Annotated in this window: 12 protein-coding genes; 7 read left to right on the top strand and 5 right to left on the bottom strand. The window is 70.6% G+C overall.

The genetic code is table 11. The annotated features are described in order from the left end of the window. Positions 1 to 91: 91 nt before the first annotated feature. From ligA to AB0C30_RS28625, 3 genes are all read right to left on the bottom strand, one after another. The gene (gene ligA / locus AB0C30_RS28635; protein ID WP_357950152.1) at positions 92 to 2,275 is read right to left on the bottom strand and encodes an NAD-dependent DNA ligase LigA; all 2,184 of its coding nucleotides are present in this window, start codon (positions 2,273 to 2,275) and stop codon (positions 92 to 94) included. 86 nt (positions 2,276 to 2,361) lie between these two features. Then, positions 2,362 to 2,781, bottom strand: coding sequence for a hypothetical protein (locus tag AB0C30_RS28630; protein ID WP_357950149.1), 420 nt, complete (start codon positions 2,779 to 2,781; stop codon positions 2,362 to 2,364). A gap of 14 nt (positions 2,782 to 2,795) precedes the next feature. Then, entirely contained in the window at positions 2,796 to 3,788 is a 993-nt protein-coding gene (locus tag AB0C30_RS28625) for a methionine synthase (protein ID WP_357950146.1), read from the bottom strand. A 23-nt stretch (positions 3,789 to 3,811) separates the two neighbouring features. Between AB0C30_RS28625 and AB0C30_RS28620 the strand changes: the two genes are divergently transcribed. After that, positions 3,812 to 4,444: an MBL fold metallo-hydrolase gene (locus AB0C30_RS28620; RefSeq protein WP_357950143.1), complete on the top strand. Its 633-nt coding sequence runs from the start codon at positions 3,812 to 3,814 to the stop codon at positions 4,442 to 4,444. A gap of 41 nt (positions 4,445 to 4,485) precedes the next feature. Here AB0C30_RS28620 and mnmA read toward each other — a convergent pair whose 3' ends face one another. Beyond that, positions 4,486 to 5,556: a tRNA 2-thiouridine(34) synthase MnmA gene (gene mnmA, locus AB0C30_RS28615; RefSeq protein ID WP_357950140.1), complete on the bottom strand. Its 1,071-nt coding sequence runs from the start codon at positions 5,554 to 5,556 to the stop codon at positions 4,486 to 4,488. Positions 5,557 to 5,635: 79 nt separating this feature from the next. On the opposite strand from mnmA, the gene AB0C30_RS28610 reads away from it, so the two are divergent. Further along, positions 5,636 to 6,688, top strand: a complete 1,053-nt coding sequence (locus AB0C30_RS28610) for a DUF695 domain-containing protein (RefSeq protein ID WP_357950137.1) — start codon at positions 5,636 to 5,638, stop codon at positions 6,686 to 6,688. A 142-nt stretch (positions 6,689 to 6,830) separates the two neighbouring features. Here the strand turns inward: AB0C30_RS28610 and AB0C30_RS28605 are convergent, their stop codons facing one another. Beyond that, complete coding sequence (locus AB0C30_RS28605; protein WP_357950135.1) at positions 6,831 to 7,994, bottom strand: cysteine desulfurase family protein; 1,164 nt, start codon at positions 7,992 to 7,994, stop codon at positions 6,831 to 6,833. 53 nt (positions 7,995 to 8,047) lie between these two features. Between AB0C30_RS28605 and AB0C30_RS28600 the strand changes: the two genes are divergently transcribed. The 5 genes from AB0C30_RS28600 (at position 8,048) to AB0C30_RS28580 (ending at position 12,414) form a co-directional block, all read left to right on the top strand. After that, positions 8,048 to 8,554 (top strand): TetR/AcrR family transcriptional regulator, encoded by a 507-nt coding sequence (locus AB0C30_RS28600; RefSeq protein ID WP_357643534.1) that lies wholly within the window; start codon positions 8,048 to 8,050, stop codon positions 8,552 to 8,554. Between the two features lie 111 nt (positions 8,555 to 8,665). Then, complete coding sequence (locus AB0C30_RS28595; protein ID WP_357950133.1) at positions 8,666 to 9,844, top strand: MFS transporter; 1,179 nt, start codon at positions 8,666 to 8,668, stop codon at positions 9,842 to 9,844. A gap of 76 nt (positions 9,845 to 9,920) precedes the next feature. Then, positions 9,921 to 10,595 carry a rhomboid family intramembrane serine protease gene (locus tag AB0C30_RS28590; protein WP_357950130.1) on the top strand — a complete coding sequence of 225 codons (675 nt, stop codon included), beginning with the start codon at positions 9,921 to 9,923 and terminating at the stop codon, positions 10,593 to 10,595. Between the two features lie 155 nt (positions 10,596 to 10,750). Then, entirely contained in the window at positions 10,751 to 11,650 is a 900-nt protein-coding gene (locus AB0C30_RS28585; RefSeq protein WP_357950127.1) for an ABC transporter ATP-binding protein, read from the top strand. Further along, positions 11,647 to 12,414, top strand: a complete 768-nt coding sequence (locus AB0C30_RS28580; RefSeq protein WP_357950124.1) for a hypothetical protein — start codon at positions 11,647 to 11,649, stop codon at positions 12,412 to 12,414. Before AB0C30_RS28585 ends, AB0C30_RS28580 begins: the two co-directional genes overlap by 4 nt. Positions 12,415 to 12,440 lie beyond the last annotated feature (26 nt).

Here is a 12,440-nt window from a genome sequence, read left to right as displayed (position 1 = left end):
AAACCAACCGCGTACGTTCCGTCACTTATCCTTCGGACATATACCCCGAAATCACTCTTAGTATACCCGTCATCAACAGCGCGTATATGATCTACGGCTGGGGAGTGACGGCCACCCGCGAAGCCGCCTCCGGCCCTTCGGCGAGGAGCACCCCGAAGCCTTCGCCGTCGAGGATCGGCACGCCCAGGCTGACCGCCTTGTCGTACTTGGACCCGGCGTTGTCGCCCGCCACCAGGAACGAGGTCTTCTTCGACACCGAGCTCGCGACCTTGCCGCCCCGATCGCTGAGCGCCTCGGCGGCGGAGTCGCGGGTGAAGCCCGGCAGCGTGCCCGTCACCACGAAGGTCAGGCCCTCGAGCGTCTGCGGCCCCTTCTCGGGAGCGGGCTCGTCCTCCATGCGGACACCCGCGGCCCGCCAGCGGGTGATGATCTCGCGATGCCAGTCGACCTCGAACCAGGCGCGGATCGTGGCGGCCACCCGCGGCCCGATGCCCTTGATGGCCGCCAGCTCCTCCTCCGAGGCCGCCATGACGGCGTCGATCGAGCGCAGGGCGGCGGCCAGGTCGCGGGCCGTGGGCGGCCCGACATGGCGGATGGACAGCGCGACCAGGACATTGGCCAGCGGCGCCTGCTTGGCCCGCGCCAATTCCTCGATGAGCTTGTGGGCGTTCTGGCTGGGCTCGCCGTTGATGTTGGAGAAGAACGAGACGACCTTCTGCTCGCCCGTCTTCGGATCGATCTTGGGCAGGCCGCTGTCCTTGTCGCGGACCACCGACTTGATCGGGATCAGCTGGTCGAGCGTCAGATCGAACAGGTCGGCCTCTGTGCGTACGACCGGCTCCTGCGGCGGCAACGGCTGGCTGAGCGCGGTCGCCGCGACGTAGCCGAGCCCGTCGATGTCGAACGCGCTGCGCCTGGCCGCGAAGAACAACCGCTCACGGATCTGCGCGGGGCAGCCGCGGGCGTTGGGGCAGCGCAGGTCGGCGTCGCCCTCCTGCTCGTAGGCCAGCTCCGTGCCGCACTCGGGGCAGTGGGTCGGCATGACGAACGGCCGCTCGGACCCGTCACGCAGGTCGGTGACCGGGCTGAGGATCTCGGGGATGACGTCGCCCGCCTTGCGCAGCACGACGGTGTCACCGATGAGCACGCCCTTGGCGGCCACCACCGCGGCGTTGTGCAGCGTGGCGCGCTCGACGGTGGAACCGGCGACACTGATCGGCTCCATCACACCGAACGGCGTGACGCGGCCCGTGCGGCCGACGCCCACCTGGATGTCGAGCAGCTTGGTGTTGACCTCTTCTGGCGGGTATTTGTAGGCGATCGCCCAGCGCGGCGCCCGCGAGGTGGAGCCGAGCTCGCGCTGGGTGCGGAAGTCGTCGACCTTGACCACCACGCCGTCGATCTCGTAGGGCGGGTCGTGACGGTGCACGCGGTAGTGCTCGATGAAGGCGTCGACCTCGGCAGGGCCGCCGACCACCTGGTAGAGGTCACTGACCGGCAGACCGAACTCGCGCAGCCGCTCGTAGACCTCGGACTGCGCCTTGGGCTCGGCCGCGCCCTCCCAGACGCCGACACCGTGCACGATCATGCGCAGCGGGCGCTGGGCGGAGATCCGCGGATCCTTCTGGCGCAGCGAGCCGGCCGAGGCGTTGCGCGGGTTGGCGAAGGGGGCGATCCCCTGCGCGACCAGCTGCTCGTTGAGCCGCCCGAACTCCGCGACCGGCATGTAGACCTCGCCCCGGACCTCGATCAGGCTGGGGACGTCGGCTCCCTTGAGCCGGTGGGGCACGCCCTCGATGGTGCGTACGTTGGGCGTCACGTCGTCGCCCGTCCGGCCGTCGCCCCTGGTCGCGCCGCGCTCCAGGCGGCCGTCGCGGTAGACCAGCGCGATGGCCAGCCCGTCGATCTTGAGCTCGCAGAGGTACGGGCCTGGCTCGCCCTCGGCCAGCCGCTCGGCCCGCGCCTGCCACGCGGCCATCCCGGCCGGGTCGAAGGCGTTGTCGAGGCTCTCCATCGGCGCCAGGTGGTCGACCTTGGCGAAGTCGCCGGCCACCGGCGCGCCGACCTTCTGCGTCGGCGAGTCGGGCGTCTGGAGACCCGGATGCGCCGCCTCCAGCGCGAGCAGTTCGTTGAACCACTCGTCGAACTGAGCGTCGCTGACCGTGGGCCGGTCGAGCACGTAATAGCGATAGCGGGCTTCTTCCACCAGCTCGCTCACCTCGGCGTGCCGCTCACGCGCGGCCACGGGCACGCCATCGACGCTTGGCTCGCTCACCAGGGTCTCCTTCCGTCAAACACCCTAGGCAAACGCTATCGCCGAGCACCGACAACGGGCACCTTCCACAACGCCCGAGGCGGAGGTCAGCCGCCCTGGGACCAGACGCCGTCCCATCCCGAGCACTTGCCGGTGACCTTCACGGCCGTGCCGCGGCAGACCCGGCCCTCGATCGAGAGCATGTAACCGGTCGGGAAGGAGAACGTCAGCGGCTTGGTCCCCGAGCAATTGCGGAACGTCTTGGCGCCCCTGCCACCGTCATCCTTGACCCACCGGAACTTCAGCCACGAGCACCCGCTCCGCCCGGGGAAGTCGTAAAGCTTGCCGTTCACCACGAACCCCGGCCGGTCGAGGACGACCTTGCCCTTGGCCTTGCCCGCCTTGTCGGAGGAGTAGATGGAGCCCCAGTTCCAGATCTCCGGGTTGGCGGCGGCCGCGGCCGGAGCGGCGATCGACGCGGACGCGATCAGGAGCGTGACGCCGACCGCCACAGTGCGAAAAATCATGAACGTGAGGCTACTCATCCGGCTTGCAGCCCGCTTGCCGGATCGTCACGCAGCACCTGGGCACCCTTGCGGCAGGCGGCCAGGGCGGCCCGCGCGTAGCCGGGAGAGGCTCCGGCGAGCCCGCAGGCCGGGGTCAGCACGACCTGCCCGGCCAGCTTGTCGGGCGGGAACCCGAGCCGCCGCCACAGATCCACCGCCGGCCTGGCGACGACGCCGGTATCGGGCAACCGGGTGTCGGTCCCCGGCACCACCCCGAGGAACAGCAGCAGCCCCGCCTCCAGCGCCTCCCCCACGGCGTCGTCGTCCCTGCGGCTGAGCAGGGAGGCGTCCACCGAGACGCCGCGGACACCGGCCGTACGAAGGAGGCGGAGCGGCACCGACGGCGCGCAGCAGTGCACGATCGGGTCGCCGAACAGGCGCAGCGACTCCGCCACCCGCGAGCCCTCCACGGCGGCCAGCCGCCCGAAGCCCGAGGCGGTCGGCACGGTACCCGCGAGCACGCCGGGCAGGCCGGGCTCGTCGAGCTGCAGGACGATCTCGGTTACTCCGGGCAGCCGCCGCCGCACCTCCGCGACGTGGTCGGCGACGCCCTGAGCGAGCGAGGCGGTCAGGTCGCGTACGGCTCCGGCGTCGGAGAGCATCTTGTCGCCGTACTTGAGCTCGATGGCGCCCGCCAGCGTCCACGGCCCGCAGACCTGCAGCTTGAGCGGCCCCGCGTAGTCGTGCCCGACCTCCTCCAGGCCGTCGAGATCACGCCTGAGATGGTCGACCGCCCGATGGTGGTCGCGACCGGGCCGGTCGGACAGCCGCCAGCCCGACGGCTGCACCTCCACCGGCAGGTCCACGAGCAGCGCCGCCGTCCGCCCCACCAGGTCGGCGCCCACGCCGCGGCCTGGCAACTCGGGCAGGTACGGCAGGCCGGGCAACTCACCGAATACCACTCGGAGGGCCTCGAAATGATCCTCACCCGGATGCGACCCAACCCCGGTGGCTTCGAACATCGACATGGGCCAAGCGTAGGCTCTCGAATATGAAGCTGACCAAATACGGCCACGCGTGCGTGCGGCTGGAGAAGGACGGCAACGTCCTCGTCGTCGACCCTGGCGCCTTCACCGAGGGCCCCGTCCTCGACGGTGCCGGCGCGGTGCTCATCACCCACGAGCACATGGACCACGTCGACGTCGAGCGGCTCAAGGCCGCCTCTTCCGACCTGGAGATCTGGACCTGCGAGGCGGTCGCCGCCCAGTTGACGGAGGTTCCGGGGAAGGTGCAGGTCGTACGGCATGGCGACGACTTCACCGCGGCGGGGTTCGAGGTGAAGGTGTTCGGCGAGTGGCATGCCAAGAATCACCCTGACGTGCCGATCGCGCAGAATGTCGGCTTCATGCTCGATGACGAGGTCTTCTACCCCGGTGACGCGCTGACGGTGCCGGGCGTCGAGGTGCCCACCCTCCTGGTGCCGACGAACGCCCCTTGGCTGAAGCTCCTGGAGACGGTCGACTACCTGCGGACGATCCGGCCGGCCAGGGCGTTCTCCACGCATGACGGGCTGCTCAACGACATCGGCCTCAGCCTGATCGACAACTACCTGAAGCTGGAGTCCGACAAGCAGCACGCCGACATGCGGCGGCTCAAGGTCGGCGAGTCGGTCGACCTGCCCTGAGATCAGCTGAGCTGCTTTAGATCAGCCGGGCTGCTTTTAGATCAGCCGGCCGAGGCGATGGTGGCCGAGCCGATCACGGTCTCGCCCGAATAGAGCACCGCCGCCTGCCCCGCCGCGACCCCCGTGGCGGGGCGGTCGAGCGTGATGCGCAGCCCGTCGCCGACCTCCTCGAAGTGGCACCCGTAGACCTCGCCGTGGGCCCGCAGTTGCACCCTCAGCTCGCCCGGCGAGGCCGTCGAGGCCGTCGGCCCGTTCCAGACCGGCCGGCCGCAGGTGATCGAGGTGACCTCCAGCGCTGAGCGCGGCCCCACCGTGACCGTGTTGGACACCGGCTCGATCGACAGCACGTAGCGCGGCCTGCCGTCAGCGGCGGGCCGGTCGATGTGCAGGCCCTTGCGCTGGCCGATCGTGAAGCCGTGGGCGCCGTGGTGGTTGCCGACGACCTCGCCCTCCTGGTCGACGATCGGCCCTTCGGCCGAGCCGAGCCGCTTGGCCAGGAAGCCGCGGGTGTCGCCGTCGGCGATGAAGCAGATGTCGTGGCTGTCGGGCTTGTCGGCGACCGTCAGGCCGCGCCTGGCGGCCTCCTCGCGTACCTCGGCCTTGGTCGAGTCGCCCAACGGGAAGATCGCGTGGCCGAGCTGCTCGCGGGTGAGCACGCCCAGCACGTAGGACTGGTCCTTGCCCTGGTCGGCGCTCCTCGACAGCACGCCGTCGACCAGCCTGGCGTGGTGGCCGGTGGCGACCGCGTCGAAGCCCAGCGCGAGCGCCCGGTCGAGCACCGCCGAGAACTTGATCTTCTCGTTGCACCGCAGGCACGGGTTGGGCGTGCGGCCCGCCGCGTATTCGGCCACGAAGTCCTCGACCACGTCGCGCTGGAAGCGCTCGGCCATGTCCCAGATGTAGAACGGGATGCCGATCACGTCGGCGGCGCGCCGCGCGTCGCGGGAGTCCTCGACCGTACAGCAGCCCCTGGCCCCCGTGCGGTGGGATTGGGGGTTGGCCGACAAGGCCAGATGCACACCAGTGACGTCGTGACCGGCCTCGGCGATCCGGGCGGCGGCCACGGCGGAGTCGACGCCGCCCGACATGGCGGCAAGCACACGCAATCCCATGACCATTCCAGCGTACTGTCCCGCCAAGCCTGCTCGGCCATCTGCACAACCGGGCTCCGCGTCTGGGAGTATTCAGGCCATGCGACTGTTCGGGCGCAAGGACGACGACGAAGAGCCCATCGAGCCGAGTGACGGCATCGCGCCGTTCTGGGCGTGGTGGGAGGAGACCAGGCCGGAGCTCGACTCGCTGGTGGCCGCCGGTGACGCCGAGCTGCTGTGGGAGAAGATCGCCCCGGCCGTGGCCGCGGTGCATCCCGGCCTGGTCTGGGAGGTGGCTCCCGGCAGGGACGCGGCGCACGCGCTGGTCGTGACCGCCGCCGGCGACGCCGAGCTGCGCTCGCTGGCGCACCGCCTGGTCAAGGGGGCGCCGCCCGCCGACCTGCTGTGGGAGTTCCATCCGTCGCGCCAGGTCAACCCGCAGGCGCTGGAGCTGACGATCGACGTGGGCGGCTTCGAGTTCGCCTTCGACAAGCTGATGCTGGGGCTGCGGGTGCCGCCCAACTCGCCGCGCGTGGACGTGGCCGCCTACCACCCGATCTTCGGCCAGCTCGACGAGGAGACCCGGCTGGAGACCACGCTGCTGGCCCTCGACTGGCTGCTGGGCGAGGACGATGTGGCCCGCTGGGTGGGCGAGATCACCCCGGCGACGTTCCAGCCGATCGACTCGGTCGCCGCCGTACACCTGCCCGCCGTGGTGGCCGACCTGGCCTCCGGCTACGAACAGGAGCAGTGGGCGTTGCTGGAGGGCCAGACGGCGGCCGGCGCGCCGCTGGTCGCCACCGCCCGCTATCCGCTGCGGCCGGTCGACTATCCGCTCTTCGACCAGCACATCGCGATCACGCTCCCGTACGCGCACCGCGACGAGAACGGGCTGCCCGTCGGGGAGTCGCTGACGGCGCTGCGCGACTTCGAGGAACGGCTGGCGGCGCGGCTGCTCAAGCTCCACGACGACGCCGTGCTGGTGGCGCACCTGAGCGCGGAGAGCCACCGGGTCATCCACATCTACGCCGACCCGACCGGCGACGCGGCGATCCACGCCAAGGAGCTGATCGTGGGCTGGGAGGAAGGGGAGCCACGGGTCGACGTGGCCACCGATCCCGCGTGGAGCGCGGTGGTGGCCTTCATCAACTGATTTGGTCCGTCACGCGACCGTCTCGGCCCCTGTGACGGTCCGTGGTGGCTGGGGTCCCTTGAGAGGGATACCCTTCGGGGTTCCTGAGAAGGGATCCCCTCTGGGGGAGCGGATGCCCGGCGAACGTCCGTGGTCAGTACGGCTAGCTCAGGCCGGCGCGGCGGGCGCGTTCGACCGCCGCCGGGAGCACTTCGATCAGCCGGTCAACGTCGTCGTGGGTCGAGGTGTGGCCGAGGGAGAACCTGAGCGAGCCCCTGGCCGCCGCCGAGTCGGCGCCCATCGCCAGGAGTACGTGGGAGGGCTGGGCCACCCCGGCCGAGCAGGCGGACCCGGTCGAGCACTCCACGCCCTTGGCGTCGAGCAGCATGAGCAGGGCGTCGCCTTCGCAGCCGGGGAAGGAGAAGTGGGCGTTTCCCGGCAGCCGGTCCGTCGGGTCGCCGTTGAGGAGCACGTCGGGGACCGCCTGCCGTACGCGCTGGATCAGTTCGTCCCGCAGCGCGGTCAGGCGGCGGCTCAGCGACTCCTGCTCCTTGACCGCGACCCGGATGGCGGTGGCGAGGCCGGCGATGGCGGGCGCGTCGAGCGTGCCTGAGCGTACGTCTCGCTCCTGGCCGCCGCCGTGCATGACCGAGACCGGAGTCATCCCGCGGGCCAGCAGCAGCGCGCCCACGCCCATCGGGCCGCCGACCTTGTGGCCGGTCACCGTCAGCGCGTCGGCGCCGGAGTCGGCGAACGACACCGGCAGCTGCCCGACCGCCTGCACGGCGTCGGTGTGGAAGGGGATGCCGCTGTCGTGGGCGATGGCGGCCAGCACGTGCACCGGCTGGACCGTGCCCACCTCGTTGTTGGCCCACATGACGCTGATCATGGCGACGTCGTCGGGGTCGCGGGCGATGGCGGCGCGCAGCGTGTCGGGATGCACCCGGCCGAGCTCGTCGACCTCCAGCAGCTCGACGCGCGCGCCCTGGCTGTCGGCCAGCCAGTGGGCCGGATCGAGGGTGGCGTGGTGCTCGACCGAGCTGACCAGCACCCGCTTCCTCGGCCGGCGCGCCCAGTAGAGGCCCTTGACGGCGAGGTTGTCGGCCTCGGTGCCGCCCGAGGTGAACACCACCTCGCTCGGCCTGGCGCCCAGCGTGTCGGCGATGGTCTCGCGCGATTCTTCGACCACTCTGCGCACTCGGCGGCCGGTCGCGTGCAGCGAGGACGCGTTGCCGACCAGGCCGAGTTGCTCCGTCATGGCCTCGATCGCCTCGGGAAGCATGGGCGTGGTCGCCGCGTGATCAAGGTAGGCCGACGGTCTGCTCACCAGGAAATCGTATCCCCTTTGCCACTGTACCGTCCGGACGGTACAGTAGAGGCATGAGAAGGGACGAGCTACTGGACGCGGCAGAGGATCTCCTCTGCGACCAGGGCTCGACCGCGCTGACCCTGTCCGCGGTGGCCGATCGGGCCGGTGTGAGCAAGGGCGGCCTCCTCTATCACTTCTCCTCCAAGGAAGCCCTGATCAAGGGCATGGTGGAGCGGCTGATCGACGACTTCGACGAGCTGATGGCCGCCCAGGGCGACCCCACCTACACCGAGCGCTACCTCGCGGCGACGCTTGAGGCCGTGCGCTCCAACCGACTGCGACGATGGGCCGTGGTCACGGGGGCGTCGGGCAATCTCTTCCTGCTCGCGCCGATCCGCGAGGCCATGGCCCGCTGGCACCGCGAGGGGCTGGACGACGAGCCCGACCGGGTGGCGTCCCAGATCGTCCGGCTGGCGTGTGAAGGGCTGTGGGACGTGGCGAGCCACGATCCCGGCCTCCACGCCGAGAGCGACCTGCGCGCCCTGGAGGCTCGCTGTCGCGCCCTCCTCAAACCCTAACCTCCCCCTTCCACCACCTTTCTTCGCGCCCGAGCTCGCACTATGAGCTCCGGGCCGCGCCGCATGCCAGTTAATGAGTGATTTGCGAGGTATGTACCAATGGTTCGCGACTTGAGGATTGCCCGTTTCGGGGCAGTCCTTACCTTCGTCCTGGCCGGACTCCTGGTGGGCACGATGACCGTGCGCATCCCGGCGTTGACCGACAAGCTCGGGCTGTCCGAGTCGGCGGTCGGCCTGATCCTGCTGGCGTGGGGTGTGGGCGCGCTGATCACCATGCAGTCCATGCGCCGGGTCATGAGCCGGGCGGGCAGCAAGACCGTCCTGCGGATCGGCGGCCCGCTGACGGCGCTCGGCCTGGTGGGCGTGGCCTTCGCGCCGAACCTCCCGCTGCTGCTGGTCGCGGCCGCGTTCTTCGGCATGGCGTTCGGCATGGTGGACATCGCGATGAACGCCCAGGGGTCCACGGTCGAGCGGGCCTACGGGCGCCCACTGCTGAACGGCATGCATGCGGGTTGGTGCGTGGGCGCGATCTCGGCCGGCGCTGTGGGCAGCCTGTCGATCGCCCTGGGATTGTCGTTCACCGTGAACGTGGCGCTGGTCGGCCTGGTCTCGCTGCCGGTGATGGTCCTGCTGGGCCGTACGTACCTGCCCGAGGCCCCGGCCGTGTCGACCACCGCCAAGGCCGGTCGCCGCCTGCCCCCGATCGTCTATCTGCTCGGCGCTCTGATGTTCTTCGCGTTCATGGTGGAGGGCACGGTCGCCGACTGGAACGGGCTGTTCATGCGCGACACCCTGGGCGCGCCGGAGGCGCTGGCCGCGCTCGGCTACCCGGTCTTCGAGGTGGGCATGCTGGTCGCCAGGCTCACCGGCGACAGGCTGCGGACGCGCTTCGGGGTACGCGGCATCATGACGGCCTCCGGCGTGGCCACGGCGGGGTTCTTCGCGGTCGTCCTGGTCGCGCCCGCGCCGCTGGTGGCGGTGCTGGCGATGTTCTTCGTCGGCCTCGGCGTGGCGACGATCTCGCCGATGACGCTCTCGCTGGCCGGGACCGCCACCGACACCCCCGGCCCGGCGATCGCCCAGGCGGGGGCCATGGGCTACGCGGGACTGCTGCTCGGCCCGGTGGTGATCGGCTTCCTGACGGACGCCACGTCGCTGCGTGTCGCGCTCGGGATAGCGGTGGTGCTGGGCGTGGCGATCGCGGTGGCCGCCCGCTTCCTGCCGCGCGAGGAGCCCGCGGTGGTCACTGCCAGCCCGTCCGTCAGGGAGCCCGAACTCGCCACTGCCTGACCCGTGACATTTGTCCTGGTTCAGTGGCTTACATTCTGCACTGCCGCGATCCGCAGATCAGTGTGAGGCTGAGCCCATGGTCAAACCGATCGTCACCGCCTCGGTCCTCGTCGTGACCGCCGTGCCGAGTGTCCTCCAGTTCTTCCTCCCCGGCCTGGAGCCCGCACTCATGCGCGACCCGGCGGCCATCCGCGCCGGGGAATGGTGGCGGCTGGGGACCTCCCTCGTCGTCCAGGACAGCGGTGTGTTCGGCACCCTGTTCAACCTGGCGTTCCTGACGGTGCTCGGCTACCTCGCCGAGCGCTCGCTCGGGCCCGCCCGATGGCTCATCCTGTACGGCGCGGGCGCCGTGGCCGGGCAGGCGGCCGGATACCTGTTCAACGACCCGGGAGCCGGAAACTCGATCGCCTTGTGCGGCCTGGCGGCAGGGCTGGCCATCGCCTGCGAGGGGTCACTGGAGCGCTCCGTGGGCGCCTTCTACGCGGTGATGCTGGGCGCGTCCGCCCTCGCGCCCTCCAGCGGCATCTGGAGCTGGGTGGTGACGATCGCCCTCACTGTGGTCGGGTTCCAGCTGGTGACCCGCCACGAGCGGCTGCCCTTGTGGCTCTTCCCCGTCGTCCTCGCGGTCGTCGCCGTCACGGTCACCGCCCTCGCCGACCTCCACGGCGCGGCTCTGCTGGGTGGCATGATCGCGGCATGGGCTCTGAGAGGAACGTCCCGTTCGACGTATCGGCCTACATCGCTCGCGTGAAAGCGGGCCGTGAGACGCTCGCCGAGGCGTGAGCTGGAAGTTCTCTGTGGATTCCGGCCACGCTTCATGTCGATCCGCTGCTCGGGGGCTCGCGTTCCCAGGAATCTCACAGATCTCCCCAGAAGCCCTCCATCTGGGCGTACGACGCTGGCCGCATGATCCAGCTCAACGGACTGACGAAACGCTACGGCGAGGTGCTCGCCGTGGACGACCTGACCTTCACCGTACGCCCCGGCCTGGTCACCGGCTTCCTCGGCCCGAACGGCGCGGGCAAGTCCACCACCATGCGGATGATCGTCGGCCTCGACCTGCCCACGGCGGGTTCGGTGACGGTCAACGGGCGCGCCTACCGCGACCTGTCCCAGCCGCTGCGGGAGGTGGGGGCACTGCTGGAGGCGCAGGCCGTGCATCCGCACCGCAGCGCCTACAACCACCTGCGCTACCTTGCCCAGACCAACGGGATCCATGACCGGCGCGTCGCCGAGGTGCTCGACCTGGTCGGGCTCCGGGACGCGGCCAAGAGGAAGGCGGGGACGTTCTCCCTGGGCATGAGCCAGCGGCTCGGCATCGCCGCCGCCCTGCTCGGCGACCCGCCGGTGCTGCTGTTCGACGAGCCGGTGAACGGGCTGGACCCCGAGGGGGTCCTGTGGATCCGCACGCTGATGCGCGGCCTGGCCGCCGAAGGGCGCACGGTGCTGGTCTCCAGCCACCTGATGGGCGAGATGGCGCTGACGGCCGACCGGCTGGTGGTCATCGGCAAGGGCAAGCTCATCGCCGACGCGGACACCGCCACGTTCACCGACACCGGCGAGGGGGTGCTCGTCCGTACACCTGAGGCCGTGATGTTCACCCGGCTGCTGCTGCTGGCCGGAGCCCGGGTGCGGGCGGGCCTCGACGGCGAGCTGATCGTGACCGGCCTGACCGCGCCCGACATCGGGCGGCTGGCCGCCACCGAGGCCGTGCCCCTGTTCGAGCTCGCCCCACGCCGTACCAGCCTGGAGGAGGCCTTCATGGAGCTCACCCGTGACAGCGTCGAGTACGGAGTGCCCCGATGACCGCCGCGGGTGTGCTGCGCGCCGAATGGACCAAGTTCGCCACCATCCGCTCCACGACGGTCCTCTCCGTGGCGATCGTCGCGATCTCGACGATGTTCGGCTGGCTGTTCGGCACCGCGAGCGCCAACCAGTACGCCGCCGCCTCGGTACAGGACCGGCTGGACTTCGACCCGATGACCTCGGCCACCCGGGGCCTGTTCATCGTGCAGTTGCTGGTCGCGGGGCTGGGCGCGCTGGTGGCCTCGTCCGAGTACGGCTCGGGCACGATCCGCGCGAGCGCCGCGGCCGTGGGCCGGCGACGGCTGCTGACCGTCAAGGCCGGGATGACCGTGCTGGCCGCACTTCCGGTGAGCGTGGCGGCCGTGTGGCTGATGGTCCTGACCTGCATGGCGACGCTTTCGGCTCGCGGGGCGCCGGCCGTCTGGTTCGGCGACGCCGCCCTCGTCCGCGTCCTGACGCTCGGCCCGCTCGTGCTCACGCTGCTGGCGCTCTTCGGGCTGGCACTCGGCTTCCTGATGCGGGCCACGGCCGCCGCCGTGAACGTCAGCACCGCCTTCCTGCTGATCCCGATCTTCGCCGGGTCCTCTCCTGGCTGGCTGCGCGAGCTCCTGGGCGTCTACTGGCCGAACGTGGCGGCCTTCGCGGCCGCCTCTGGACAGGTGCACGCCGGTCTGTCCCCCTGGGGCGGGTTCGGGATTCTCGTCGGGTTCACGGCGGTCATGCTGGGTGTCGCGTTCGTACGGTTCGAGGCCCGCGATCTCTGATCCGCTCGTACGCTCGAAAGCGGTCA

The sequence above is a fragment of the Nonomuraea sp. NPDC048901 genome (genome assembly GCF_040649695.1).
Taxonomy (GTDB): domain Bacteria; phylum Actinomycetota; class Actinomycetes; order Streptosporangiales; family Streptosporangiaceae; genus Nonomuraea.
This window is presented reverse-complemented; position numbering and strand designations above follow the sequence as displayed.

What these genes read in the sequence shown, in the direction of transcription:
- AB0C30_RS28610 (WP_357950137.1), top strand. Translation starts at nt 5,636, where the DNA reads ATGCGACTGTTCGGGCGCAAGGACGACGACGAAGAGCCCATCGAGCCG.
- mnmA (WP_357950140.1), bottom strand. Translation starts at nt 5,556, where the DNA reads ATGGGATTGCGTGTGCTTGCCGCCATGTCGGGCGGCGTCGACTCCGCC.
- AB0C30_RS28590 (WP_357950130.1), top strand. Translation starts at nt 9,921, where the DNA reads ATGGTCAAACCGATCGTCACCGCCTCGGTCCTCGTCGTGACCGCCGTG.
- AB0C30_RS28600 (WP_357643534.1), top strand. Translation starts at nt 8,048, where the DNA reads ATGAGAAGGGACGAGCTACTGGACGCGGCAGAGGATCTCCTCTGCGAC.
- AB0C30_RS28585 (WP_357950127.1), top strand. Translation starts at nt 10,751, where the DNA reads ATGATCCAGCTCAACGGACTGACGAAACGCTACGGCGAGGTGCTCGCC.
- AB0C30_RS28620 (WP_357950143.1), top strand. Translation starts at nt 3,812, where the DNA reads ATGAAGCTGACCAAATACGGCCACGCGTGCGTGCGGCTGGAGAAGGAC.
- AB0C30_RS28580 (WP_357950124.1), top strand. Translation starts at nt 11,647, where the DNA reads ATGACCGCCGCGGGTGTGCTGCGCGCCGAATGGACCAAGTTCGCCACC.
- AB0C30_RS28625 (WP_357950146.1), bottom strand. Translation starts at nt 3,788, where the DNA reads ATGTCGATGTTCGAAGCCACCGGGGTTGGGTCGCATCCGGGTGAGGAT.
- AB0C30_RS28630 (WP_357950149.1), bottom strand. Translation starts at nt 2,781, where the DNA reads ATGATTTTTCGCACTGTGGCGGTCGGCGTCACGCTCCTGATCGCGTCC.